Source organism: Tardiphaga sp. 37S4, assembly GCF_021044645.1.
Lineage (GTDB): Bacteria > Pseudomonadota > Alphaproteobacteria > Rhizobiales > Xanthobacteraceae > Tardiphaga > Tardiphaga robiniae.
In genome coordinates this window covers 679823-706226 of record NZ_CP088008.1, presented here as the reverse complement: position 1 = coordinate 706226, position 26404 = coordinate 679823, and the positions used below count along the sequence as shown (strand labels likewise).

General features: G+C 59.6%; 20 protein-coding genes. 8 read left to right on the top strand and 12 right to left on the bottom strand.

The genetic code is table 11. From position 1 onward, the window contains the following. Nucleotides 1–380: 380 nt before the first annotated feature. Both LPB73_RS03375 and LPB73_RS03370 read right to left on the bottom strand, forming a co-directional pair. Nucleotides 381–7472: an MBG domain-containing protein gene (locus LPB73_RS03375; RefSeq protein WP_231079614.1), complete on the bottom strand. Its 7092-nt coding sequence runs from the start codon at nucleotides 7470–7472 to the stop codon at nucleotides 381–383. Nucleotides 7473–7539: 67 nt separating this feature from the next. Next, nucleotides 7540–8193 carry a hypothetical protein gene (locus LPB73_RS03370; RefSeq protein WP_120293213.1) on the bottom strand — a complete coding sequence of 218 codons (654 nt, stop codon included), beginning with the start codon at nucleotides 8191–8193 and terminating at the stop codon, nucleotides 7540–7542. Nucleotides 8194–8580: 387 nt separating this feature from the next. Here LPB73_RS03370 and LPB73_RS03365 point away from each other — a divergent pair, with 387 nt between their 5' ends. Continuing rightward, nucleotides 8581–10290 carry a ShlB/FhaC/HecB family hemolysin secretion/activation protein gene (locus LPB73_RS03365; RefSeq protein ID WP_231079613.1) on the top strand — a complete coding sequence of 570 codons (1710 nt, stop codon included), beginning with the start codon at nucleotides 8581–8583 and terminating at the stop codon, nucleotides 10288–10290. A 77-nt stretch (nucleotides 10291–10367) separates the two neighbouring features. After that, a complete protein-coding gene (locus LPB73_RS03360) occupies nucleotides 10368–11108 on the top strand; it encodes a response regulator transcription factor (RefSeq protein WP_093756926.1) in 741 nt (246 codons plus the stop codon). On the opposite strand, the gene LPB73_RS03355 is transcribed toward LPB73_RS03360, so the two are convergent. The 4 genes from LPB73_RS03355 to LPB73_RS03345 form a co-directional block, all read right to left on the bottom strand. Then, the gene (locus tag LPB73_RS03355; RefSeq protein ID WP_231079612.1) at nucleotides 11105–13798 is read right to left on the bottom strand and encodes a hybrid sensor histidine kinase/response regulator; all 2694 of its coding nucleotides are present in this window, start codon (nucleotides 13796–13798) and stop codon (nucleotides 11105–11107) included. The two genes, LPB73_RS03360 and LPB73_RS03355, sit on opposite strands and share 4 nt — an antisense overlap. Then, nucleotides 13795–14823: an ABC transporter substrate-binding protein gene (locus LPB73_RS03350; protein WP_231079611.1), complete on the bottom strand. Its 1029-nt coding sequence runs from the start codon at nucleotides 14821–14823 to the stop codon at nucleotides 13795–13797. The genes LPB73_RS03355 and LPB73_RS03350 overlap by 4 nt, the downstream gene beginning before the upstream one ends. A gap of 657 nt (nucleotides 14824–15480) precedes the next feature. Next, nucleotides 15481–15747, bottom strand: a complete 267-nt coding sequence (locus LPB73_RS29245) for a helix-turn-helix domain-containing protein (protein ID WP_414716855.1) — start codon at nucleotides 15745–15747, stop codon at nucleotides 15481–15483. A 506-nt stretch (nucleotides 15748–16253) separates the two neighbouring features. Continuing rightward, nucleotides 16254–16829: a TetR-like C-terminal domain-containing protein gene (locus tag LPB73_RS03345; protein ID WP_231079610.1), complete on the bottom strand. Its 576-nt coding sequence runs from the start codon at nucleotides 16827–16829 to the stop codon at nucleotides 16254–16256. Between the two features lie 590 nt (nucleotides 16830–17419). Here LPB73_RS03345 and LPB73_RS03340 point away from each other — a divergent pair. The 3 genes from LPB73_RS03340 (at nucleotide 17420) to LPB73_RS03330 (ending at nucleotide 19549) form a co-directional block, all read left to right on the top strand. After that, nucleotides 17420–18391, top strand: coding sequence for a helix-turn-helix domain-containing protein (locus tag LPB73_RS03340; RefSeq protein WP_231079609.1), 972 nt, complete (start codon nucleotides 17420–17422; stop codon nucleotides 18389–18391). 24 nt (nucleotides 18392–18415) lie between these two features. Next, nucleotides 18416–18691, top strand: a complete 276-nt coding sequence (locus LPB73_RS03335; RefSeq protein WP_231079608.1) for a hypothetical protein — start codon at nucleotides 18416–18418, stop codon at nucleotides 18689–18691. 636 nt (nucleotides 18692–19327) lie between these two features. Continuing rightward, complete coding sequence (locus LPB73_RS03330; RefSeq protein WP_231079607.1) at nucleotides 19328–19549, top strand: hypothetical protein; 222 nt, start codon at nucleotides 19328–19330, stop codon at nucleotides 19547–19549. Nucleotides 19550–19714: 165 nt separating this feature from the next. On the opposite strand, the gene LPB73_RS03325 is transcribed toward LPB73_RS03330, so the two are convergent. Continuing rightward, complete coding sequence (locus LPB73_RS03325) at nucleotides 19715–20026, bottom strand: DUF6362 family protein (protein ID WP_231079606.1); 312 nt, start codon at nucleotides 20024–20026, stop codon at nucleotides 19715–19717. An 89-nt stretch (nucleotides 20027–20115) separates the two neighbouring features. Between LPB73_RS03325 and LPB73_RS03320 the strand changes: the two genes are divergently transcribed. Next, nucleotides 20116–20337, top strand: a complete 222-nt coding sequence (locus tag LPB73_RS03320; RefSeq protein ID WP_231079605.1) for a hypothetical protein — start codon at nucleotides 20116–20118, stop codon at nucleotides 20335–20337. 678 nt (nucleotides 20338–21015) lie between these two features. On the opposite strand, the gene LPB73_RS29240 is transcribed toward LPB73_RS03320, so the two are convergent. Then, nucleotides 21016–21279 (bottom strand): DUF1127 domain-containing protein, encoded by a 264-nt coding sequence (locus LPB73_RS29240; RefSeq protein ID WP_414716854.1) that lies wholly within the window; start codon nucleotides 21277–21279, stop codon nucleotides 21016–21018. Between the two features lie 810 nt (nucleotides 21280–22089). Between LPB73_RS29240 and LPB73_RS03315 the strand changes: the two genes are divergently transcribed. Both LPB73_RS03315 and LPB73_RS03310 read left to right on the top strand, forming a co-directional pair. After that, a complete protein-coding gene (locus tag LPB73_RS03315; protein WP_231079604.1) occupies nucleotides 22090–22500 on the top strand; it encodes a DUF2177 family protein in 411 nt (136 codons plus the stop codon). 183 nt (nucleotides 22501–22683) lie between these two features. Further along, on the top strand, nucleotides 22684–22938 hold the full coding sequence (locus LPB73_RS03310) for a hypothetical protein (RefSeq protein ID WP_231079603.1): 255 nt from the start codon (nucleotides 22684–22686) through the stop codon (nucleotides 22936–22938). Nucleotides 22939–23077: 139 nt separating this feature from the next. On the opposite strand, the gene LPB73_RS03305 is transcribed toward LPB73_RS03310, so the two are convergent. From LPB73_RS03305 to LPB73_RS03290, 4 genes are all read right to left on the bottom strand, one after another. Further along, entirely contained in the window at nucleotides 23078–24106 is a 1029-nt protein-coding gene (locus LPB73_RS03305) for an SAM-dependent methyltransferase (RefSeq protein ID WP_231079602.1), read from the bottom strand. After that, nucleotides 24103–24936: a DUF1295 domain-containing protein gene (locus LPB73_RS03300; protein ID WP_231079601.1), complete on the bottom strand. Its 834-nt coding sequence runs from the start codon at nucleotides 24934–24936 to the stop codon at nucleotides 24103–24105. The genes LPB73_RS03305 and LPB73_RS03300 overlap by 4 nt, the downstream gene beginning before the upstream one ends. 142 nt (nucleotides 24937–25078) lie before the next feature. After that, nucleotides 25079–25729, bottom strand: coding sequence for a ChrR family anti-sigma-E factor (locus tag LPB73_RS03295; protein ID WP_231079600.1), 651 nt, complete (start codon nucleotides 25727–25729; stop codon nucleotides 25079–25081). After that, the gene (locus LPB73_RS03290; RefSeq protein WP_349768800.1) at nucleotides 25726–26379 is read right to left on the bottom strand and encodes a sigma-70 family RNA polymerase sigma factor; all 654 of its coding nucleotides are present in this window, start codon (nucleotides 26377–26379) and stop codon (nucleotides 25726–25728) included. Before LPB73_RS03290 ends, LPB73_RS03295 begins: the two co-directional genes overlap by 4 nt. Nucleotides 26380–26404: the final 25 nt, after the last annotated feature.

The following is a 26404-nucleotide window of genomic DNA, read 5'->3' as shown; positions in this document are numbered from 1 at the left end:
TTGCTATCTCACAGAAAGCAAAAAATCAGAGATATTCAAAAACTTCTAGCACCGGCCGCCGTGCTTTGATCACGGATTTCTGTAGTCGATCTGTAGTTGGTAATCTCCCCCTAGAAATTTCAGACTTTTCTTTGTGGGAAATGCGTCACCTGCATAAGGCACCTCATGACCTTGCTTAGAGATCGACCTATTCTGACATGGCAAGCGCATCATTCACCTCAATTCCCCAGTACCGAATAGTGCTTAAGCTTGGCGTGAGCTAAGAGCGATCGCGCGGCGCCAAGAGTTCCAATCCTTTCTTTCAGCACACGTCTCTCATCACAATTATTCGTTGATTTGAGAGCAGTTCAGAGAACGCGGAGCTGCCGGCGAGAGTCGTTTCACCGACCGTTCCTCCGCTTTCTCTCGTCGCGTCGCTCACCACCGATGGAGTTCGTCACGTCATCGTTGGGCGATCCGTTGGTGTTGGTTCTCCCGCCAGCATTGCCGGCGACGATTCCGGTTGGAGCCGGCGAGCTCGGCGGCGCCTGGAAGAGGTTATCGAAGGAGGACTTCGGACTGCCGACAGGGGACGGCGACATCGTATTGGTCGTTGGCGCCGCCGGGTTGACCACGGCGATCTGACCGGGGCTCGGCGCGAGCGAGACGTTGAACGACTTGATTGTGAAAACTGCCCCGACATAGCTCAGCGCATAGTTGGGCGAAACGCCGAGCGAGCCTAGCCGAATGGCATAGTCGCCCACCACATCACCCAGCGCGCGCTCCAGCGAGCCGGAGAAGCGGTCGCCGTTGAATAGCGTGCCGCCGGTGAGACGATAGGTCAGCGCCGGATCAAGCTCTGCGAACATCTTGCTCTGGGGATCTGCGGTGACTGTCAGCGGCGCGGCCGTCACGATCCAGACGCCACTGTTGCGGGCCGAGATCGCATAGTTCGGATTGGTCAGCGTTCCGGCTACGTCGAGCAAATAGGGATTGCCCGCGACGCCGGTCCGGCCGGTGATGCCGAACGAATTGACGAGCCCGGTCAGAACCTCAATCCCCTGACCGTTCTGCAAACCGATGGCCGACAAGCCGGGATTGAGCGGCGAACTGCCATAGACCGATGTGCCGCCATTGGCCGTGACAACAATGGAGGCCGGCGTGACGGTCCAACTGCCCGGATTGAATGCGGAGACCTGATAGTTTGGATTGGCCAGCGTGCCGAGCGCACTGAGCGCATATGGCCCATGAGCCACGCCGCTGGTCGCAGTAATGCCGAACGAGTTGCGAAGGCCCGCCAGAACGTCGACGCCCTCGTTATTCTGCAAGCCGGTGGCCGACAGACCAGGATTGAGCGGCGAGCTGCCATAGACCGATGTGCCGCCATTGGCCGAGACCACTATAGACGCCGGTGTGACGGTCCAGCTGGCGTCGTTGCGCGCCGCCACGCGATAATTCGCATTGGTCAGTGCTCCCGCCACGCTGAGCGTATACGGACCGCCAGCCACGCCCGTCGTCGGCAGGATGCCGAACGAGTTGCTCAGGCCGGTCAGGACATCGACATTCTGGCCGTTCTTCAGGCCTTGCGCCGTAAAGCCGGGATTGGACGGCGACTGGCCGTAGACCGAGCTGCCACCATTCGCCGACACGATGATGTCCGCCGCAGCGACCAACAGCGAACCGCCGACATAGCTGATGGTGTAATTGCCGAGGCCATTGCCGAGTGCATTGCTGGCCGTGATCCCGTAAGGCGCGCCGGTCACATTCGCCAGTGCGTCTGCGCCGAGGCTCGCCAGTGTCACACCCGTCACACGGTCGGTGCCATAGAGCGTGCCGCCGACACTGTAACCGGTGCTGCCGAGGGCGAGCGTATCGCCATAGGTCTTGGACTGGTCGTTCGCCGTGATGGTCAGCGCTGCCTTGGTGACACTGCCAATATTGCGGCTGTTCGTGACGACCAGCGTGTAATTGCCGGCCGCGCTGCCGGCGAGGCCGCCGGAACCGAGATTGAAGGTGACGGTCTTGCCGCTTCCAGCATTGGCATTGTCATAGCTGCCCGAGGTCGGCAGGTTCGCCACCGATAGCAGCCCGGCATCGCCCGCAACCACATTGCTCAGCGTGAAATTGCTGGCGCCGAGCGCGGCGGTGTTGGTACCGTCATACTGCTTCTGGACAGTGCCAGTGAGCGACAGCGTGACGGTGCGCTTGGCTATACTGTAATCGGTCCCGACGAAGCTCACCCGATAATTCGAGGATGCGGCGAGCGAGCCCTGATTGATAGTATAGTTGCCGGCATTCTCGCCCGCGGCGCGGCCGATCGTGCCGGTGAGACTGTCGCCATTCACCAACGATCCACTGGTCACCTGCCAAGTGAGGGCAGAACCTGTGTCGCCATAGGTCTTGCCCTGACCGGCATCGGCGGCCACCGTGATCGCACGTTGCGTCACCGTCAATTGCCCGCTCGGCAGGTTGACAATGCGGTAGCGCGCCCCGTCGGTGCTGACGGGCTGAAGCTGGGTCGATGTGATCTGGACATATGGCGTCAGATGCAGCCAGGCCACGCCATCGCCAATCGTCACGCCCATCGGAACCAGCGAGAATGTGCCGGTGCCGGTGAGAACAATGGCGCCGTTTCCATTGACCGTCGCGGTCACACCATTCTGATAGGTGAACTGGTTGATCCGGTCCGCGATCTGCTGCGCGCTCGAGCTACGATCCCACAAGATGTCGGATCCGCCGTTGATGCGCATACCGAGATATTGCGGGCCACTGCCGCCCACGCCAGGTGCGCCGCTGCCGACAGCCTGAGGCGGCAATACGGTCAAGCCGGCCGATACAGCATAGGTGCCGACGCCGGACGACTGGTTGGCGGTCGAGCTCACGGTGACCGGCATCACATTCGGCGTATCATAGTTTCTGAGGCCGTAGATCATCGCCGCCAGCGTCGTATTGGCATCGCCATACATGCGCGTGGCATTCGATGTCTCGACGACGGCGACGTGATTGGCCCAGTAGAATTCCGGATAGCGCGCGACGCCGTCCGACTGGCCCGCGCTGTTCGACGGGATCCAGACGTTGCGATAATCCCAGCCGGTATAGACGGTGCGGAACGTGTTGAGATCCTGCATCTGCGCCGTGGTCAGGCCGGTGCCGACGAAGGTCTGGCCACGATTGGGATTGAGCCAGGACGGATTCGAGACGCTGGAATCGTAATACGTATTGGTGACCGTTCCCGTCCGCCCGTTGTCGCTTACATTGCGCCCGACGACCGAGCCGACAAAGTGCACCCCATAGTCCCAGGCTCGGTCGAGCCGCCCGGTCGTATAGGAATTAATGATGGTGCCCGTGCCGTCATTGGTCGCATTGGTACCGACGAGACCGCCGATCGTGCCATTGCCGCGCACGAGGCCCGTCGCATAGGAATTGACGATCCGCCCGGGTCCGCCGTTTTCGTTCACGTTGACGCCGGCGAGGCCGCCCCCTTGGCCGACAAAGGTGACGTAATCAGACTGCTGGCCAACAGCCTCGACCGCGACTGTGCTGTAGGACTCTTCGATCGTGCCGCGATTGTAGCCGACCAGGCCGCCGGCGGCCCAGTTCGAATAGACCCCGCTCGCGTCATCGCTGCGCGACGCCCATGAGCGGAAGATCGTGCCGTCGCTCACGCCAGCGATCGAGCCGGCAGATCCCCAGTCGGCTATGATCCTGCTATCGACGACGCCGAGATTCTTCACCACGCTGCCGGATGCCAGATAGGCAAACACGCCCGCATGATTGCCGTCGGTCATATTCACGAAGAGGTTTCTGATCGCGTGACCCTGGCCGTCCAATGTTCCGGTGAACGAAGATGGCGTTTTCACGTAGTCGGCGTACTGGGCCGACTGCGAATAACCTGTATCACCGAGCGTATAGATGGTCGTGTAGATCTCGAGCACCCCGTTGTTCCAGACCTGATACGAATCGGAAGGTCGATTCTCGCCAAATTGCAGGCGCGTGAAGACCTTCGTCGTGTATCCGGTGTAGCTGATCGGCGAGATCGGCGAGAAGGCGTTGTTATTCCACATCCCGCTGGACAGCTCTGCCGACGCGTTGATGTCGCGCGCGAGCTTGTAGCTGGCCGCACCGTTCATATTCACCAGTTGCAACTGGTGCAGGTTCTGGATGTTGGTCGAATATTCGGCCTTCAGGAACGGCCGCGTATAGCCATCCACCATGTACCAGTGATCGTGGAAATTCCCCATGCTCCATTGATTGCCGGGATTGGGATCGTTGAAGAAGTTATACGAACTCATCGCGTACGGATTATTGCCCGAATTCGTGTTCAGTGACGCGATGAACTGGACCTGCTCCGACGACCAGCCACCCGGCATGTCATTATATGACCAGCCGAAGGCGCGGCCGGTGCCGCTCACTGCCTGATCCCAATAGACGTGCCAGACGCGCGCCGACATGCCGGTCTGCGAATTGAAGCTCTCCATCGTATCGTAGTCGCGGAAGTCGTTCTTGCCGACGATGCCGCCGACGCCGGTGCCCGACAGAGCGCCCGCCGCATAGGAATCTTCGACCACCCCCCAGCCCGTGACGCTCCACTGGTTCTCGCCGACCAGACCGCCGGTCCAGCTCGTGCCGCTCACGCTGGCGAGCGAATAGGTCCAGCGGACCGTTGCATGCTCGCCGTTCACACCGACGATTCCGCCGACCGTGCCGCCAGTCACCGAGCCCGACGTCCAGGAATCCTGGATGGTCCCGTAATTGTAGCCGGCGATGCCGCCGGCCACATAGCCGCGGATGGCGCCGGTCGAATAGGAGCCGCCATTGATGGTGCCGTTGTTGCGGGCAACCAGACCGCCCGCGCCCAGCGAACTGGCGATATTGGTAACGCTCGCCGTCGAATAGACATTGGTGAGCGTGCCATTGTTTTGTGCGGCGATCGAACCGACATAGCTGCCATTGCCGCTGAACGAGCCGCCGATGATGCCGACATTCCGGATCGTGCCGCTATTCAGGTAGAACACGCCGACATCGCCGCCGCCGACCTGCCCTTCGCCGCGGCGCTGATACATGTTCAGGATTGCGTAGCCGCGGCCGTCCAAGGTGCCGGTGAAGGCCTGGTTCGAATTATTGACATTGGTGCCAATGGGATCGAAGCCACGGCAGATGCCGCTCAGGCAGGTCCAGGTCGAGGTCGCGCTGGCATCGATGTCGCGGCCGAGTGCGTAAGTGCCGCCAAGATTGGTTTCGATAGCCTTGAGCTGGTTGACGTCGTTGACCAGCATATAGGCCCTGACGGTCGCGCCGTAGCCGCTCTGCGTCACGCTGGAATAGTCGATCGTGTTGGCGTAGCTGCCAGTCGCCGCATAGGGATTGTACAGGATCTCCACGGCGGTGTTGGTATTCACCCGGGCATTGGCCGAGAAATTGACGAGGCCATTGTCGGAGCGGAGCGTCACCGACGAAAGCGGGCTCCCGAGGTCATAGATATGTCCGTTGATCTGGATGTTGCCGGCTGCTCGGAGACTGGCCGTGCCATACGACCCCAATCCGCCCGCCGTGATCGCCCCGCCCGAAACCACCGACAGGTTTCCGCCGCTCAGGTGTCCCGCGCCGGAAATGTCGCCCGAGGTGACGATGGATAGTGATCCCCTGGCGGAAATCCCGCTCAGGTTCGAGAGCGAGCCGCCGACGATCAGAGACACGTCGCGTCCGTCGACCCGGCCAACCGCCAGATTGCCGTTATTCGTGAAGGCCAGCGCGCCGGGATTGATGACGTTGTCGTCGCGATCCGGATCGACGCTCGAATAGTCGGTCCACATGTTGGCGACCCGGTTGCCAGTGCTGGTCAGCGCCACTGACGAGAAGTTCAGGGGCAAGATCAGATTGGTCACCAGGATCGGCGCTGTCTGTGTGATGTTGCCCGGCGCCGTGAGCCACAGTGTCCCGCCATTGCTGCCGGAGAGGGTGCCGTTGATCTGGATGTCGCGATAGGCGTTGAGATACAGCGTATTGGCTGACGTCCAGGAGATCGGCGCATTGATGATGATATCGCCGGCGCCCTGCGACTGGTTGCCCGGCCCGCTGGCTGAGGACGCCGTGGTGATCAGCGTGACATTGGCCGAGCCGAGATTGGCGCCGATGGTCGCCGCCGCTGCGGAATCTATGGTCAGCGTAACCGGATCGAGCAGCCAGTCACCGGTGCGGCCCTTCGGCGCTGACGCATCGACGCGGATGCCGGCGAAATCAAGCTGCTTGCCCGAGGTCTCAATGAGGCCGCCGTCGCCGCCATTGACACCGCCGCGCGCCGACAACGTACTGCGCACGCTGGTGAGACCGTCCGACCACAGCACGATCTTGCCGCCCTTGCCGCTGTCCAGCGCGTCGGCGCGGATCACCGTCGCCGAATCCGCCGTGACCTTGACGGCATGCTGGAAATCGCCGCGACCATAGGCATCGCCACCGATGCGAACGCCGCCGCCGCCGGCCGCGCCCGACGCGTCGATGCGCGCACCGGCCAGCGCGATCTCGGCGCCGCTGATGTCGATCTGGCCGCCTGTCTTTTTGGCAGCCACCTGATTGCGCGACTTGCCGGTCGCCGTGACACGGCCGGACACGTTGACGCGGCCACCCTCGCCGCCACCGAGCACGATGCGCCCGGCGCGGGTGCCGACCGAATTGGCGCGGATCGTGCCCGGGACGTTCACCGCATCGCGCAGGATGTTGTTCGCCGTGGCGGCGCTGAGGAACACCTGTCCGCCATCGGCACGGATCTTTCCGCTATTGGTCACCAGCGCCTTGCCGGTGCCATCGACGAGATTGCCAAGCTGGTTGGACGGTACAGCGACCGACAGGAAGCCGTCGCCGGACAGATCGAGCGTAATCATCTCGCCGGAGCCGAGACCGACCTTGCCGAGCCGCGCCGAAATGACGCCGTCATTGGCGACGCGGCCACCGAGCAACGCTGCGAAGCCGCCGTCGGACACGTTGATGCGGCCGGCATTGGTGACAACAGCCGAGGAGCCGTTACCGGTAAACTTGTATTTGCCCGATAGGAAGTCCTCGTTCCTGATGTCGAGCGTTGAGGCCGCGAAAGAGCCAGTATTGACGACACCCGTATTAGTGATCGCGATACCGTTCGGATTAACCAGCAGCACGGTGCCGGGCGCGTTGATCGTGCCGGCGATGCTGGAGGGCGTGGTACCCGTAACGCGGTTGAGGGTGGCAGCCGCCGCGCTCGGCTGGTTGAAGTTGACGGTGCCACCGGCACCGATCGAGAACGAATTCCAGTTGATGATGGCGCTGTTCGAGGATTGGTTGACGTTCAGCGTCCCGTTCGACGGCGCGGCGATACTCGCGGCGCCATGGGTCACGGTGCCTCCGCCCGGCAGCGTCTGCGCCAGTGCAATGCTGCCACTGAACACCACGCAGCCGAACACCAGCGGTGCGAAAGCCGCCCTCACGCTGCCGCGGATCGGCGTCACGTCATATGTCTGTGTCATGCCCAGCTCCTGTCACCTGCACGGGCGCCGTTGACCGGCGCTCCCGAGGTCGTCTTGTCTGCCCTGTTTAGAATTTGCCGCGCTCGATCCGCGCAATGTCGGGATCGTCGCGTTCAGCGATGTAGTTGATGATCAGCTTCGGCGGCCCCTTCGGGTCCGGCGACGTGGTCTGATTGCCTTCGCGCTGCATCTGGTATTTGACGCCATCGGCGATCAGCCGGACCGCCCCCTTCTTCTCATCCTCGCCGGCGAACAGCACAATCGTATTGTCGCCAACGGGAATGCCGGAGCGGAGCGTGTCCTTCTTCCAGACAAAGCCTGCGAGATAGCGCTCAAGACGCGTGCCGGCAGTGATCATCGCATTGGGATCGACCGGCGGCGTGGAGGCGACCTCGCCCCAGACGACATTGACCTGAATGAGCTTCTTCGACTTGTTGCCGAAGATGTAGGCGACCCGTGCAGCGCCCGGACCAGGATCGAGCGACGGCACAGCGACGGTCAGGACATTCGTGCCCTCGATGCTGTTCACGCTGCTCGCGATGTCGGTCCCCTTGACATTGAATGCCTTCGTCACGATGGCCCGCACCTCCGCCTCCGTCATGCCGAAACGGGCATCGCGGAATCCGGTGACTTCATATTTCGGTGCTTCCTGCTGCGCCCGGGCCGGCAAAACATCGACCACGCCCGCGACAATCGCGGCAACGAGGATCAACCGTGCCATCGCGCGCTTGAGCGCATGCGAAGCGGAATCACAACGAATGGAAGTGCCGAAACGATCTCTCACCTGCTCAACTCCTAAGCGATCAATTGCATCGGTTGAGCGCAGAACCGCCCCGGGCTGCGCAAACGCGGCCGATGCCCATGATACCAGCGTCTTATTAGGGGCTGGATGCAATCAGTTTCGAACACCGTGTGAACGCTCGTTCACATCGGCCATCAACGACCGTTATGGTTGATGCATGCCCAAACTATCCATGCATATATGCGCCGCGTCGCTGCAGCCTGACGATGCCAGTCGTCGGATTGCGCATGACCGACGGATGCATGCGCACTGCACGTGGGAAGTTCTGGGGCTGTCTTGATGTCTATTCGTTCGACAAAGAAATCCTTGGCGTTGATCGCAATCGCCTTGGGATCGCCGTGCAGCGGCGCGCTCGCTCAATCCCCCGCTCCCGCACCAAGCCTCGTACAACCACCCACGATTGCCACGCCGCCCGCATCGACGCGTATTACCTTGCCGCAAATCGCCGCCGGCTCAACCGTGCCGGACGCTGCCAAAAAGCTGACTTTCATCCTAACCGGGATCGACATCGAAGGCGAATTTGATGAGATCGCCATAGCGAGAAAAGAAGCCGCGGCGACGCTGCTGGGAAGGTCCGTTACGGTCGCAGATCTGTTCGGCCTTGCCGACAAGTTGCAGCAAGCCTATGTGCGCGCAGGCTACCCGCTCGTGCGCGTCGTCATCCTGCCCCAAGAACTTGATCGGCGCGCACGTGTAAAGCTGCGCGTCATTGACGGCTATGTCGAGAAATTCGATACCAGCACCCTGTCCGGAACATCGGCTGCTCGCGTTGCAGCCGTGCTGGCGCCGTTGCTCAACAAGCGACGCCTCACGCAGAGCGAACTCGAACGGCAATTGCTGATTGCGGGCGATACACCGGGTCTCGTTCTCAATGCCACTTTTGCTTCCGGCTCGGCCGTCGGCAGCTCTGTTCTGGTGCTTAGCGGCCGGTACAGGCCAGTCTCGGCGAGCCTCTATCTCGACAATGGCATGCCCAAATCCTTTGGCGAGTGGCAGGCGGCAACGTATTTCTCGCTCAACAATCTGACGGGATTTGGCGAACAGATCTCGATCTCCATCGCCGGACTGCCCGACAATGATTTCGTGACGCCCTATCCTACGCGCCGCTATCTCGGTGCAAACCTCGCCGTCCCACTCGGTATCGACGGCTGGCGGTTCGAACTCGGCGTCACCGATGGTCGCACGACCCCGCGGGTTGATGCGATATTCGCATCACAGGGTGTTTTCCGGCAAGGGCGCGCAAAACTCGCCTACGATATTGTCAAACGCCGCGACACCGAACTGAGCTTCAATGCGCGATTTGATCTCACAGAGGAACAGGTCAGCACGCTGATTACGACACCGGCCACGCCGCTATCGCTTGACCGTACGCGCGTGCCACGCGTCGGCCTCGACGGCATCCTGCGACTACGCGAAAGCGGAACCACCCTCAGCTACACGGCAACCTATTCTCACGGCATCAATGCGCTTGGGGCCCGCTCCATAGCCGATGCAACGCCGTTGCTCCCACTTTCGCGGCAAGGCGCAGACGCCGAATTCAGCAAGCTCGACGGTCGCATCGACGTCATGCAAACGCTTCCCGAGAATCTGTTTCTCTCGGCAGGACTCGCAGGCCAGACATCATTCGGTCGCCCGATGCTCACATCCGAGCAGTTTCCGATCATTGGCACCAACATGCTGTCCGGCTTCGCCGCCGGCACGCTCGCCGGCGATACAGGCTGGGTGGGACGCGGAGAGTTCGGCTGGAGCACCCAGCTCCCGTTCATCGCCGAACCGCATGCAATCGTACCTTACGTCTTTGCAGCTACTGGCGAGCGCCGCTATGAAATGCCGACCGTATTGGAAATCCCCGTCATTCGCGCGAACAACTATGGTGGCGGTATGCGCTTCCAGCTCGCGCCGCAGGCACCCGACGCCCCGTCGCTGTCCGGCTTCGTGGAGCTGAGCGAACGACGCGCCAGCGCTTCCAGCCTCGACGGCTGGATGGTGTTCGCCGGCGGCTCGATCCGCTACTAGACTCCAGAGATGGCAACAACGGACAGATCACTTGCTTTCGGTCAGATGCCATTCCATTGATACGGCAGGAGCACAAGATGTCGGCGCCGGTCCCTTCATTTAACCGAGATTCGCAGCGCCGCGACCGGCTCCTGATCGTCGAGGACGACCCCGTGACGCGGGCCATGCTGGCCGGTTACTTCACCGATCACAACTTTGACGTCGCCGAAGCGGCAAATTGCGCTGAGTGCCGTCAGAAGATCAGGAAGAACGGCGCCGAGCTCGTTTTCATCGACGTTCAGCTTCCGGACGGCGATGGGTTCGAACTCGCGAGAGAGATCCAGAGCGTAAGCCAGGCCGGCATCATATTCGTCACGCGCCGCGATACCGAAGTTGATCGGATCCTTGGCCTCGAGGTGGCTGGCGATCACTACGTCACGAAGCCGATTAACCTGCGCGACCTGCTCGCGCGCGCTCGCTCGGTCCTCAGGCGCCGCGCGATCGAGCGTGACGCCGCGACCGCCGGCACCACGATCGTCTTCGGACGCTGGATCATCGATCTCGTGCGACGCGAACTGTCCACGCTCGGCGGCGAGCTGGTGCATCTCACGCGCGCCGAATTTGATCTGCTCGCAGCGCTGGTCGGCGCCGACGGCAGGCCGCTCAGCCGGGAGTATCTGATCGAAGTCGTCAGCAATCGGCAGACCGATGTCGATATACGTACCGTCGACGCCCTCGTTGCCAGACTCCGACGCAAACTCGCCAGCGGCAGCAACCAGCCCCTGATCACGACCGTGACGGGCATAGGTTACAAACTCATGCTCGAATCAAAGCGCTAGGCCTGTTCGGACTCTCGCAACCGTTCATTGAGCGCAGCGATAGATTCACGGCAGGTTGCCTCCAGCTGGACGGCAACAGCTTCAAGCGCATCTGCCGGCAATCGCGCCGCATCAGCCTCGATCCCGTTGCATTGGAAGAACAGACGTTCGAGACCGAGCGCACTGGCCGCACTGCCGATCCGATGCGCCAGGCGTTGCATGTGATGCCGATCCCCCATGCTGGCCGCTTCCACCATGCTCCGCGTCAGCGGAAGGCAGGTGTCAAGGAAGATGGTGCGCAGACCACGCAACCGGGGCACCCCTAGCAGTTCTTCCTGATCGTTAAAGAAATCGTCATCGATGAGAGAACCAGCGGTTAGCTCGGACGCACCAACCGGGGCGCCTGGCAGATCGTCGACACCCGCCTGCAAGGCTGATTGCAGCGCCTGTAGCGTGATCGGCTTGCCTACGCGCGCGCGGATGCCATTGGCAGTGAGCCGTCCCTGTGTGCGATCCGACAAGTCGGCTGTCAGTGCGATAATCCGTGGCGATCGATCAAGCTGCAGTTTCCGAATGAGCCTGGCCGTGGCAATGCCGTCCATCTCCGGCATATGCACATCCATGAGTACGACGTCGAAGGCACCTGAGCGAACGAGCTCCAGAGCCATGGCCCCACTCGATGCTACGACTGGCTCGTGACCGAGACGAACAAGGAGGGCATGCCCCACGTCGCGATTGACCGGATCGTCATCGACGAGCAGCACGGACAGCTTCGTCGCCGGAGGTCTCGTCTCGACAACGGCCGGCACCAGTTGCGCCCGATCGAGGGGAATGGACAGAGTAAACGTGCTTCCCTTGCCGAGTTCGCTGCGGACCGAGAGATTGCCGGCCATCAGCCGCGCCAACCGGCGGGAAATGGCGAGGCCAAGCCCCGTCCCGCCGAACCGACGCTCGATATCGCTGTCAGCCTGCACGAAGTCTTCGAAGATGCGCTCCTGAATATCCGGCGCGATTCCGATACCCGTATCCGTAACCGACAGATGGAGCATGCCGGGAGCATCCAGTGTATCGAATGCGAGATCGACCTGGACGCTACCTCGCGCGGTGAATTTGACAGCGTTGCCGAGTAAATTGAGCACCAATCGATTCAGCTTGATCGGGTCGCCGGCGACATCCGCGGCCACATCGCCTCGCATCGACAGGCTCAACGTCAATCCCTTCGCCTCCGCCTCCTCCCTCAACAGATCCAGATCTGCTTCGATCAGTTGATCCAGGCGAAAACTGCGGAATTCGAGCTTGTCGGCGCCTGCTTCGAGGCGGGCATAGTCGAGAATCGATTCGATCAGTGCGAGCAGGGTATCGCCCGAGACCTTGGCGGCCGTGAGCAAGCGGATCTGACGCTCGTCCAGGCGGCTATTATCGAGCAATTGCAGCACGCCTATCACGCCGTTGAGTGGAGTCCGCAGTTCATGACTGACGACCGCGAGGAAGCGCGACTTGGTTTCATTGGCCAGTTCGGCCGCCTGTCGCGCGTGATGCGCTTCTGCCCGTTCCTCGATCGCTTGATCGCGCGCCTGCGCGAGCTCGGTCGTCCGCGCCACAACCCGTCCTTCAAGGGTCAGATATGACTCCCGCAGGCGCTCTGCCATCCGGTTGAACTGCTCACCCAAAGTCTGCAGTTCGTCGCCCGTCCGAATGACGAGTTTCTGATCGAGATCGCCGCTTCCGATGCGTTCTGCACCTTCCGTCAACGCACGGATCGGATCGGCCATACGACGGCTGAGCAACAGCGCCGCGATAAACGCACAGAACAGCGAGACAAGCAGCAGCAGCGCCGAATTGAGCATCGACGCGTAGAGCGACGCATAGGCTTCGTGAGTTGGCAGTTCAACGAACACCTTCCAGCCGACCGGCGCGATGGATGTGTGAACCGAAAGAACGCGTTTTCCCGCCAGATCGGTGACGACGGAATCCGCATCGCTGCCTGCGCTTCCCGCGAGCGCGGACGCAACCTGCGAAAGCCCCGACAGGTCGGTGTTCTTGAGCACGAGGCGGAGATCGGGATGGGCAATCAGACGCCCCCTCGTATCGACGACGAAGGCATTGCCCTCATTGCCGACCTTGATCTGCGAGACGAGATCCCACATGAAGCGCAGATTGACATCGGCGATGATCACGCCGCCATCCGCGCCGCTCACGGCAACCGTGATATACGGCTCGGTCTCGCGGAAGAAGAAGATCGGCCCGTAATAGATGCCGCGTGCCTTCGCATCGACGAATGCGGGAGACTGCGAAAGGTCCGTATTGCTGCGGACCATGTCACGCACATAGCGCGACACGCGCAATTGCTCGCGACCTTGCGGATCGAGTTGGGCGATTTCGGAGATCGCCGGCGTCAGGCGCAGCAGGCGAATGCCGGTGACGCGCATCTCTTCTGGCGGAAGCATCTGTAGCGAGAGCTGGGACAACCAGACGAGCTGCCGCTCGATCTCCTTGAGAAACTGATCGATCTTGTCCGCCGCGGCACCGGCCTGCTCGCGTTGCACGGCGATCAGCAGGCGTTGCTGCTCGCGATAGGAGAATATCGCGTCGATCACATTGTTGGCGATCAGCGCCGCCGAAACGACCACCAGAAAGGAGGCGAGATACTTGCGGAACAGACCGCCGCGCACCGGCGGTCGTGTATCGCGATCGGCGCCAATCGCGCTCATTCGATGATCTTGTCCGCGCGGGCCAGCAGCACCGGCGGCACCGCCAGATTCAGTGACTTCGCAGTCTTGAGATTGATGATCAGCTGATAGGTGCGCGGCGATCGCACCGGCAGCTCCGCGGGCTTGGCGCCGCGCAAGATCAGGTCGATGTATTCGACCATCGCCTCCACCAGCTCCGAGCGCTCCGACGCCGCCGATTCATACTTGAACCCGTAGGAGACCAGGCCACCTTCGGTCATGAAGAAGTGATAGGAATAGACCGCCGGGACCGCATTTGCCGCGACAGCGGATACGATCGCCTTGCGGTTGAGGACGGTGAACGCATCCGGCGTCACGACAAGCCCGCCGGCCGGTGCACCGCCGAGCCGGGCAATCTGCGCGGATATGTTGTCCGAATCCGAAATCGGAAGCGGGATGATGTCAACGCCGAAAGATGATGCCATCTCCCTCAACGGATCGAGATAGTAGTCGCCATTGCGGGGCGCGGAGAGCGGATTGAAGATCACACCGACGCGCTTGACGCGAGGTGCAAGCTCCAAAAGGATCTCCAGCCATTTGCTGCCCATAGATGGGTGGCTGGTCGTGAAGCCTGTGGCATTTCCCCCCGGGCGCACCAGGCTCTGCACAAATCCACTGCTAACCGGATCCGCGGCCGTCGAGAAGACGAGCGGAATGGTCTGGGTCTCGCTCAGAATGGCTTGGGCGTCGAGCACGCCACCCGTGATGATGAGATCCGGCGTCCGTGCCACGATCTGCTTGGCCATCGCCTTGCGTTGGACCGGATCGTTCAGACACGACAGCGCTTCATACTCGATCACACGCCCATCGACCCATCCAAGCTCGCCAAGTCGGGCCTTCATCGCTGCCAGGCGTGCAACGGTCATAGGCTCGTCATAGGCGGTGCTCAGTAGGAATGAGACGCGCCGCCGCTCGGGCGCCACCTGCGCGACGGCCAGGCGCGGCAGGGCCAAGATCGCAGCAAACGCAAGAACACTTCGTCGATCGAGCGCCATAGTCTTCCGCATGAGGAATTTCCCAGCACAACAGCGAGACGTTGTACCGCGGGGAGCGGACGTCCCACTACTCGCTTTTCTCAAATATCCGAAATGGACGACCTGAGCGAGAACGATCAAAGCGCTCACCGCCCGACGGGAGAGGGGCCTAGACGGTCAAACTCGGCAAGGCGCGCCGTGCGATTACGGGAATTATATTGCTCGCTGGCTTTGCCAGCACCATCGGCTGGCCCGGGAGCTTTGGTGCCCAGGGGCGGCTCCGCATTGCGAAGCTACAACATTGACAAGACACATGATTTTCTAGGTTGATCCGAGACGCTACCAACGTTGATACCAACAATTTGCGAATGTCGACTGAGTTTTGCCCGGACAACGAATGCCCTGCCGCCGGCGAGCGGATATGGTCGACCGACACCACGGGCAGACTACGGCACTGTTCCCGATATGGGTGGGGGCGCGTTGCTTTTCGATGAGACCGATCACTTGGGAGCGTACATCGCCAAAACCGCTTCGATATGGATAGCAGCGAACAAAACGTTAAAGGAGCCCGATCAGGTCACTTGGGACAGCTTCAGCAACCATGCCAGTTGAGGGAGAGCGGTCGCTCAGAATGAGAGTGTGAAGGAAAACATGCACCAAAATGTAGCTGCGCCACTCAAGTCACCCTCATCAAGTCGTCATGTTCGCTTGAAGAAGCGACAGAAGTGATTGTACTGCCACGAGTCGCCGACGTCCGACCGTTGTGGTCGCGAGATGTCCCGCTCCTATCAGTTCGTAAAGCTTCGTGCGTCCCAAACCGGCCGCCTCGCATGCTTCATCAATCGTACAGGTGAACCGCTGGGAGAATGCAATCGTCTGCGGTTCAGCGGATTTTGGAGGGCATGGAGTAGCCTGTGATTGCTCTCCTCCGTTCTTCTCTCGACGTCTGTATCTCACGAAGCCTCCTAATCGCAAAACGTTCGACGGCGAGAGTTGACCGCGCGACGAACAACGTCAATGCGAGCAACTGAGGGCCCTCGCGTACAACAGCGTACTTCGACGGACTTTTCGAGCACATCCGGACATCAACGGCGTTGAAGAGAATTTTCGCCGACCGCAGGCGCGCGCCTTTGCCAGCACTCTCGCCAATAAATATGCGCTATGGGATGCAGAATATCGCAACAGGCTTGGCAGAGGCCGATCCGGTGCGCTTGTGGCGAGATGTTTGACCCCGGCATCTACGAAGAGACCATGGCTCGCATCAGCCACATCACGGGTTGCGAGTGAACTAAGCAGCTGACTGATTACTGGTCACCCTAGAAGCGGAAGTTTTCCGAGCCCGCAAGAGGGCCAACAAAGTTATCGTGAAAGCGCCTTACGGCCCCTCGCTTCAGCACCCCATAACACTGTTGAGCTTGTCGAGAACAGGTCCAGCGGCAAGAGCCATATTTCGGTCTTGCAGTTTATTCCGGAATGGCCGCGCTAACGGCAGCCTTAGCAGTAGCAGTCCCCACCGAGCGCACCCCAGCCGCGTATATCTCGACTACCCTTTCGAAGCTCTCTTCATAGGAATAGACGTGCAAGAATGAGCCCAGGATCTGATGCACTGCAAAGCCGCGCACCAAGCTGCGAAGCATGTACAAGGCGTCTTCTGCGTGTTGTCCATGCACCCCACATTCGCTGAGAACAGATTTGATAAGATCGCAAAGTTCGTTGTGGGCCGACCGCCACTCAGCGGAATCATTTACAGGCGTTCTCGATGCGGCAGCCCACAAGGCGGGGCGCTCCAACGCATATTGTCGCATCGCTCGCGCAACTGACTTCAGGGCATCAAAGGACGTTTTGTCCTCGCACGCTATCTTCAACCTAGCGAGCAGCTCGCGATAGCCCTTAATGGCGAAAAATCTTCGCAATTCCGGAATCGAACATCGCTTATCGGGTGAGAAGTTTTCCACCTCTGAGGCGAGATCTCTGGCAAGCAGCTGATCCCAGGATGCCGACAATATTTCATCGACGTTGAAGCTACGTTCTTGGTTCACGACTCCATCCCCTCGTTCAGCAGGAAGCCGGTTGCGTCCGCAGATATGCGACCTCGATCACGTTGCCCCGCGTGCTGACTCTTCTACATTGCCTGAAAACCGGCCTTTGAGAGGACGTGAATACAAGAAAGAAAAGGTCGAGATCACCTGGAAGGCTTGCCTCAAGCTCGGCACCCGTATCCCAAACGCACAAGACCAGGCAGTTTGTCGACGACACGCCATCGGCCGACACACATCTTGCGCAAAGTGGGGTGGAGAAAATTATTCGCTTCGACTCGACCAGAATAAGGGGTGGAAACCCCAGCGTTTGCGGGGTCCTATTTTTCTTCTGCAGAACAATGGCTCGCGGAAGCGAACCGTTTGGCCCAACTGGCAGTGCTTTCGGTTGAGTGTTTTGACGATGATGCTCCGTAGATTGCATCTCCAGCCCCGTATCTAGCGGTTCAGCGAAAAGCTACTAAGTTTCGTCGGAGTGAACGTGTAACGACCCAGTTTCGAGTTGCGCTCATTTGTAGCTGATGCTCAGTACTTTGAATCGGCTGCCATGGACCAATTCATCGGCTGACCTACGGTTAAGGAACGGAAAATACGTGAAAACGGTATTCTCGACCTCTTCGGTTCACCCGCGCGATCGATTTGATTATTGGCATAGTCTCGCCTGCAAGGAGATCGTAGGTCATGACTCACTGCCGGAAAATCGGGCGACGTTTCAAGCTGAGATCAACGCTGCAAAGTTCGGCAACCTGGACCTCGTTGAATTCAGCAACTCCCCGATGGAAGTCTCTCACACCTTGGTCCACGTCGGGCGGACCAGCCCCGACACGGTGTTCCTGTGTTACCAGTTGTCGGGTAGCGTACTGATAGTCCAGAACGCGCGCGAGGTTAATCTGGACGCCGGTTCGCTGATGCTCCTTGAGCCGCGCTTGCCTTATGATGCAAGGTTTTCGCAAGACTCGAAAACCCTCCTCATCAAGGCTCCGCGTCGGGAGCTGCGCGCGCGGATCGGTGGAAACCGCGAGTTGATCGGGCGCCGCGTGACGCCGGAGCTAGTGGACGATGATCTAGCGCTTTCGGTCGCCGCGAAACTGCCATCGCTCGCTGGGAGGACAGCTTCTATAACCGCGGAAATGGTCAGCAATCACGTGCTCGACCTAATCGGATTATCCATTGCTAGAACAATTGGGAGCGCTACCGTCCGCTTGTCGAATCCAAAAGCATTATTGCTGGGACAGATTCGTTCGGTGGTGGAAGCGAGGCTCGCCGATCCCGACCTCGACGGACAGAAGGTCGCCGATATCGTTGGAATAAGCGTCCGATATGCCAATGCGCTTCTTGCGGATCAGGATTCCTCGCTTCGCCGTCTCATTCTGTCCCGACGGCTCTCGCGTTGCCGCGCGGCTTTGGCAGATCCTAACGAGATTCATCGAACCATAGCCGAAATCGCACGAGGATGGGGGTTTTCGGACATGACGCATTTTGGCCGCTGCTTTAAAGCGGCTTATGGGGTTTCAGCCCGCGAGTATCAGAAAGCGGGGAGCGCAATCCCGGCAGGTAGGCAATGACCGTGAGCACTTCGAGGGAAAATAGTGGCGGCCTACGACGCGCCGGACTTTGTAACGGCGCACACCGCCTTCAATTCTGCATGGAATGTGTTCCTGCCGCAGCGCACGGAAGAGTTCGACGCGTGCCGCCGGCGCAAGCAGTGGACCGCCACAAATAGCCGCTTCTCCGCCGCGAGAAGGCTGATCCGAAACATAGACGAAGAAACATTGGACGATGGCGGATTCAAAGTCATCCTCGCTATGTCCGGCGATGAAGCGATCGGACCACTGGACGGCTCCTGGAGAAGCAAACTGTTTTGAGCATCCGCTCGCATGCAACGCGAAACAAGAAAGCGGACGCATTCCTCGGGCTGAGTTCCTAAGGCGTCTTGTTCATCGCCTAAGTTAGTCTTCCGCGGCACGGCGCTTGCAAGGAAATTGCTGCGAAGAGAGCCCGGTGCTTCGATGATTGACGGTTCCCTTAGTGCAACCGAACTAGCTGCTCTGATCCGCGCCGAATGCGCCAGAACGCTTGCGCGTCCATGGCCGACAGACCTAGAGCTGCTCATTTTTAGTACGCCATCAGGTTGGAAGTGTGGGCTCACGCCTGCCCAAAATGGCGATGACGTTGAGTACCGGGACACCGCGCTGCAAATTGCCTCCCAACTACAAAAAGCGTTCAGGCTTAGGCCGTGAAGCCACGAGAGAGACAACCGAAGACTGCAGATGAACTCACCCAAATCATCAAGGAGCGCGCCGCGAGGTTCGGCAGCTGGCTGCCGAGTATCAAATTGCTGCTCTTTAAGGATAGGAGCACTAGTTGGGGTGCAATCATCAGCCCAGCGACGACCCCGCAAGAAGAAGCGTTTCGTACAACGGTACTTTGGATCATCGTACAGATGGAAGACGAATTTGATCTGAGATAGTTCGCGAAGCGACCATTTGGGGACATCTCAAATGACCAACGAAGATAGAGAGCAGTCCGCGCGTTATTTGGTCCGGCAACGCATACGAGGTTGGATGGTCTGGGATCGCGTGAAGCACGGTCCGGCGATCCTGTTCGGTCAGAGAACCATCAACCTGCCCAAAGACCGGGCGATCCGTGATCGAGATGTGCTGATACGTCTTGACGCGAACGGTATTGCAGACGCCAACAACCTCCGCCGGAAAAGTTCGTAGGCGTGCCCGCGTTGGGGCCTTTTCTTGAAACTCTCAACGACCGGCGCGCCGGCATCTGACCATCTCAAGGGCCATCTGTGCTGCTTGCTGAGACGTCTGCGAGTCGATCGCAGCCACCGAGGGATCAATGCGGCTGTGGATCGTCCGGACGCCGCAGCGCTCCCGTTAGGCCATTCGCCAGATCGGCTCTCCGTAGGGCCATGAGACAAGCCGGCGCACGCCTCCGCTATTGTTGCCGAGCCAGAGCAGCCAGTCCGCGACTATTTCGGCCTGGGCGATCTCACGAGCGGTCGGGATGAATCGAACTGTCGCTTCCGTGTAGCCATAGGCCAACGCAGCATCGTCGATCGCCCTGTTCCAGACCTGCCGCTGGTTCTGGAATCTCATCTCGGAGTCGCAAAGGGCATCCAGCACGATGATTGCGCGTTTGATCAGTATCAGGGCTGCATGAAATTTGGATACGGACGGTGCACTCATTTATATCACCTGCAAAACATATCAACTTGAGCAGAGCATGGGCCGGGCTAGGCTTGATTTCGCAACGACGCGATCAGGCCCAAACCGTCATGCTTAAGAAGCCAATTCCCGCCGACGAGCTGATCTGGCTCTTTCACGAGAAGCTTGCAAAAACGGCCGTACCCAGCGCCACGATTGCAATTGTCCCCGGTGGTAACAACTGGACGGCGCTGACTAACGCTGGGGAGCGCCGGCGTCACCCTGAACTCGCGGCCGCCGTGGCGCGCATCCAAAGGCAGCTTCGCTCCCGGTACAGCCTCAAGGGCCGCTAATTGAACTCCCGAAAGTGCGGGGCCTTGCGCGTAGGGCGGGGAAATGGCTTCGAACAAGTCCGATCACGATGATACTGACGTACAAGACGTCGCCTCACTGCCTCGACATCTTCACGCAATCTCGCCAAGATAGTTCTTTCAACTGTCAAACGCGGAGATTGCACATGCCTCTCTATGTTCTGGCTTTTATTTTCTTCTCACCTCTGTCGCCTTTGCCGAAGAAGCCGGAGTAAAGGCCCCTGAGTTCTGGCTGCGATGGGGTGGCATTGCGGCATTCGTGCTGGCCTGCGCGACCCTGATCTACAACCGGATCGACAAAACCAAGGACCGGAAGTCAGCTCGGAGCGCCAGCGACCCGACCTGCGAGCTCGACATGGTTCACGAGGCGGGCGATCGATGGAAGTACACCGCTAAGATAGCAAATCCGGGATCGACAGCTATCAAACTCGCGTCGTTCACCGCATCTCAGGGCTTTTTGATCGATGGTACTCGTGCCCGTGCAGTGCTGGGCATCGCCGGCAACGACTGGACGATCGCCCCGGACTCCGTGATGGTTATGAGCGAGCGAATAACGCAACAAGACCGACCCGAAAAGGAAGTCCCTGACGGTACAGGTTCCGCGTGTCGTTACGGGACTGAAGACTTCCACGTCACCTCGTCCTCATATTCTGCAGGAGCTCAGTGGACGTGCCACACTGTCAGGCGCGTCCGACAGCACCTGAGGGAATCTTCGCCGGCATCCTGCCTCGATAGACCGATGTCAGCGAGCAAATGGTCATTGAGGTCGAGCAGTTCCGGACGCGAGCTCAATCGCTCAGGACACCGAGAAAATGCCGTCAACCGTCCAAAGGGGCCCAGCCATGGCCGCTTTAGGCGTCGGCGGTACGTCGCTATGAGTTTGGCGTAATTTGTCGATGCAGAAGTCGCGCTGACACAAGACATGTTCCAACTCCGAACTGGAGCGAAACAACGCTTGGCCTCAAAGGCTCATCGGGCGGTTGTCGATGGCCCGAGGAGAAAATTCTAGCACTCTGGATAAGGTTTCTCAAGCTGCGCATTAATGGGGACAGTTGCGGCTTATTCTGCAAACCGGTTAAGGCGGCCATGCGGACGCAGTCGTCGAAACGGGTGAAGCCGTCCCCTATGGAGCCATTGTCCTTGGCAGAAGGAAGTGGCACTCGTTACGCATCACGGGTCCTACGCAAAAATGCGGAGGACCCGTGGAAGCATGAACGTGAATGGACGTATGCCGCGCGTATCGAAGAGTTTGCGCTCCGCACGACTTCGATTTGAGACTAAGCACCGAGGTTTTACATCGGATTAGTTCGTAGATACCCCCTCCATCATTGATCCAAATTAGGAGCAGACTGATGGAACGCGACAAGACGACGGACGTACTATCCAAAAAGAACACCTCAGGCGCCGGACCGGACCCTGTCTGACCCAAGATAGCCCACTGCTCTATGCCGAATTATCCTGAGTTCAAGCAAGCAGCATTTTCGTCGATACTGAAGGCCGGTCGGACGCAACGTTATGTTGACTGATGAAACAATGGACCAATTAGTGCCCATTGTAAGCCGGCCAAACAGGGCGCGAACCTTGTCGAGCTCTCGGGTCAATCCAGAGTGGCCCCGGACCTCGACGGGAATTTTAATCTGTTTCAGGATGCCGGAATTGCCGTCGTGCGCCGAGTGATCCGGCCATCTCGCCGGCGCGTAAAATCTTCAGCATCGACTTTTAGAGGACAATACATTGAAAACCTTTGGCATCGCCTATGTCGCGACCGGTCTGGTATTTCTCGCAATCGACGCAATCTGGCTGATGTTTGCCGCGCAGCGGCTGTATCGACCGCTGATGGGCGAGATGCTGCTTGATAGCTTCCGGCTGGTTCCGGCGATGCTCTTCTATCTGATTTACGTTGCCGGCATTGTGGTGTTCGCCATTGCACCGGCGATTGCCAGCGAGCGTTTGACAACGGCCACGTTCTACGGTGCTTTCCTCGGGTTCGTTGCGTATGCGACCTACGATCTAACCAACCAAGCGACGTTGCGGAACTGGCCGGTCGCGGTGACGATCGCAGATCTATGCTGGGGAACGTTTCTGACGGCGTCTGCCGCAACCATCGGATTTTTGATCACGCGCGCCTTCACAACCTCATCCTGACGAGCTTAAGGACGCCGGCTTAACAGCTCCGATGCCACAAGTCCGACGAACACAGTGTGGATGCCAGCGCTCATGACATTCAATCTGAGGAAGGCACGGTATTCTGCGATCGAGTAGGGGTGTACGGGGGCGCCATACGTGCCACCGAGTCCAAGGCAAGCCATCATCGCCAGCCCAACCAGCATGAAGGCGATCAGCCTTTCCGATGGTCGAAAAGAGGTCGCGGCAATCAGCGCACAAGGGATGAGAAAAATCTCCACGTCCGATGCCTGCCCGAACACTTTTGCGCTGAAAACCGTATTGGCGATGCCAGCAAGTGGGAGAACCGCACGGCCTGCCGTCTACGATCGCCTAGCCAGTACGGGCACCGCTAGGAAAAATGGCGTCGACAGAAACGTGAAGAAGGTCGGCCGAATGTGTTCGCTGACGGCCAAATAGACGTAGCGCGGATAGAAGGGCTGGTTGGAAGCGACGTCAAGCGCGATCAAGTTGCAGGTCGCGACCATCGATCATCGTGAGCGGCATAAGCGGCAACTCGCCGCCAGATATTTCTGACTAAAATCACGAACGACACGCGCTATGCCGGGCGCAGGAGGTAGTGGCTCACACCCCATTCTTCGCCGCCGGCATGCCCGAAGAGCCCTGCCGTCGCCAGATAGAAGAGCCGCCAGCGTTGATGCCAAAGCGCCGCGTCCGGACCATAGACCTTACTCAAAATGCGCTCAATGTGCTGGCGGTTTGCATCGAAACATGCCAGCCAGTCGACCGCCGTCTTCTGATAATGAAGGCCGTTCCAGCGCCAGTCTTGTTCAACGACAAAGCAGTCCGAAAAATGCCGGATCAGGCCATGGCTCGGCATGATTCCGCCGGTGAAGAAATGCTGCCCGATCCAATCGGCCTCGTTGTTATGATCGAAGCGATAGGGACTGCGCCTGTGGCTGAAGACGTGAACGAAAACGCGCCCCTGCTGGGGTACAAGCCATGTCTTGAGGCGCGCAAGTAATCTCCGCCAGTTGGACATGTGCTCGAACATTTCGACCGACACGACCCGATCGTATGTGGTGTCCGGTTCAAAAGCGTTCATGTCGGCAGTGACGACGTGGATATTTCCCAAACCGCGGGCCACGGCCTCCGCCTCGATGTGAAGCCGTTGCGGGGTCGAATTCGAAACCGCGGTGATATTGGTGCGAGGGAACCGCTCAGCCATGAACAGCGTCAGCGAGCCCCAGCCGCAGCCGAGTTCCAGGATCGACTGTCCGTCGGCGATACCAGCGTGCGCAACCGTTTCCTCAAGCGCCAAGCGCTCGGCATCGGCCAGCGTTTCGTGACCCGTCGAATAGAGGCAACAGGAATATTTGCGACGTGGGCCGAGCGAAAGGGCAAAGAATTCGGGCGGCAATTCGTAGTGCTGTGCGTTGGCGGCGTTCGCATGTTCTGCGATCGGGTACTCTGCCATGGCGCGCGCGAAATCGCCTTCCTCGCGATCGCTAGCAGCGGCAAGTTTACTTCTTGTGCGTCCGATCAGAAACTCGATGCCCATTCGCATCATTGGGTCGGGAAGCGGACGGCGCTCCGCGACGCGTATTGCCGAGGAAATCAGGCTCATGAATGGTCTTCTTTGTTGCCGGCGGCGCCAGCGCCGCTCTGCGGACCGGGCCAGAATGCGTTGACGCGGTGCTGGTATTCTCGGAAGGCCTTGCCGCGCGAGCGCAGCATGTGCCCTTCGAGAGGCGGAATGCCGGAGGCGTGGACGAGGAGCCAATACATCAGCAATGGCCCGGCGAAGGCCAGCCACCCCTGCGGATAGGCGCCTGTGAGATCGACCGCGATCACGGCATAAGCCAGCCATCCCAACCATTCAAAAAAATAGTTTGGGTGGCGTGACCTACTCCAAAGCCCGACGTCGCAAACTTTCCCCTGGTTTCCGGGGTCTAGGCGAAAGGTGGAAAGCTGGCGATCCGCGATCGTTTCCCCGACAACGGCCGTAATCAGGATGGCAATTCCGAACCAGTCTAAGACCCTCAGGCCAGGCGCCGGATTTTGCGCCGCGATCATTATAGAGAGGACGAGTACCAGCGCAGCCAATGCCTGGATTTGCAGGAACCAGAACAGGTGCGATCTGAAGGCACTCCCCCAATGCTCGCGCAAGTGCCGGTAGCGAGGATCATCGCCGCCCCGCGCGGTGCGCGCCACGATGTGGATGCCGAGACGCAGTGCCCACAAGACCGCCAGCACTGCCACGAGTATCTGACGCGATGAAATTTCCCCCCCGGCGAAAGGAAGAAGAGCGGCCGCAGCGCCGAACACGCCAGTGGCAAACGACCATATCGCATCGATCCACCCTGACTGGCCGGTTCGAAGCGCGACCAACCATGCTCCCGCCATGGTCAGCGAAAGGAAAATCGCAAGCGCAACGACTGCGATAACCAGTGTCATGCGATACTGTCCCGTGCCGTCCAATCTGGCACAATTTTCGCGACGGCTTTCTCGCAAGGCCAATTACACGACCTCATGAAACATCTTCATAGGCCAACCGAGGCTAGCCAAAGGAATCTAATGGCTGTGCCGCCGCCATCGTTCAAAATCCCACGATCGGACGTAGGAGACGCCCCAGAAATCCATGAAGGCGCGTATCTCCTTCCAAAGCAGCGAGACAGACGCAATCCGACTTCTCGCCGACAAGGGGCCGGTGATTGACTTCATCATCTGCTTCGTCGAGATCGCCGGGAAAATACTGACTGCGCTCGTCCGACAGAGATCCAGATAGAATCTGCATAAACTCCATGCCGGTGTGTCCATGGGCAGGCAGATGAAGCCCCGCTTTACCCTTAATCATCATGACTTTGGCATCTGGACTTCCGGCAATTTGGACCTTGCTCCATCTGAAGCCGGGGCCAAGCCATCGCCAGGGACCAATTTCGCAGTGGCGCATCGCATGAGGGAGCTCGATGCCCAGGTCCGGCTGTTTCCTCGGCCTGGGTTCTTTCACTAACGTGGATGGAATGCTTTCCAGCCGCTCCATGGTCCGTCCGAACAAATCCTCAGCAAGCGGAGCCAAGCGCATCTCGTCGAGGATCGCCCCGCCCATAGCCTCGAACCGGGTTAAGCGCTCGCGGCAAACGGCACATCCTTCGAGGTGGACGCGGATGACTAGCGCCGGGCCGGCACCCAACGCTCCGGCCGCAAGACGCAGAAGCGTTTCATCGCTGGGGTGATGATTGATCGTCATATATCGCGGTCCAATAGGGTTCGCAGCCGGTTCAATGCGAGCCGGACGCGGGATTTTACGGTGCCGAGCGGGATGCCCAGCTCACGAGCGATCTCCGCATGCGGCGCTTCGGAGAAGAAAGAGAGTTTCACGATGGTTGCCTGTTCATTTGACAGGGTCGCCAGCGCTTTCCGGACCTCTTCTTCCCGCTCTGCCATGATCACGATGTCTTCGCCCGACGGTGGCGTGTCCGGCTCGTCACTCAGATCCAAGAGATGATCGGCCGTCCGGGAACGCGAGCGGCGCAGCCTGTCGATCCTCTGGTTACGAGCAATCGTAAACACCCATGTCGACGCGCCCGCCCGGCTGGGATCGAAATAGGACGCCTTTCTCCATACCGCGATCATGACTTCCTGTGTCACCTCCTCGGCAACCGCCTCCGCGAGACCGGTCCGCATAAGGAAGCCTTTCACACGCGGAGCGAAGTAGGCGAAGAGCTGCGCGAACGCTTTGCGATCCTGCGCCTGTGCAACGGCATCTATCAGGCGGATCAGCTCTACAGGAGAGGGCAGCACCTCTTTTTGAATGCCCTCGTTCAAAACAATGAGCCTCGCCGCCGGACCGACATCCCGCGTGCGCCTGATGTCGAGATGTAATCTTGCAGCATCCATTTGCCCTTCATACGCGCCCTCCCCC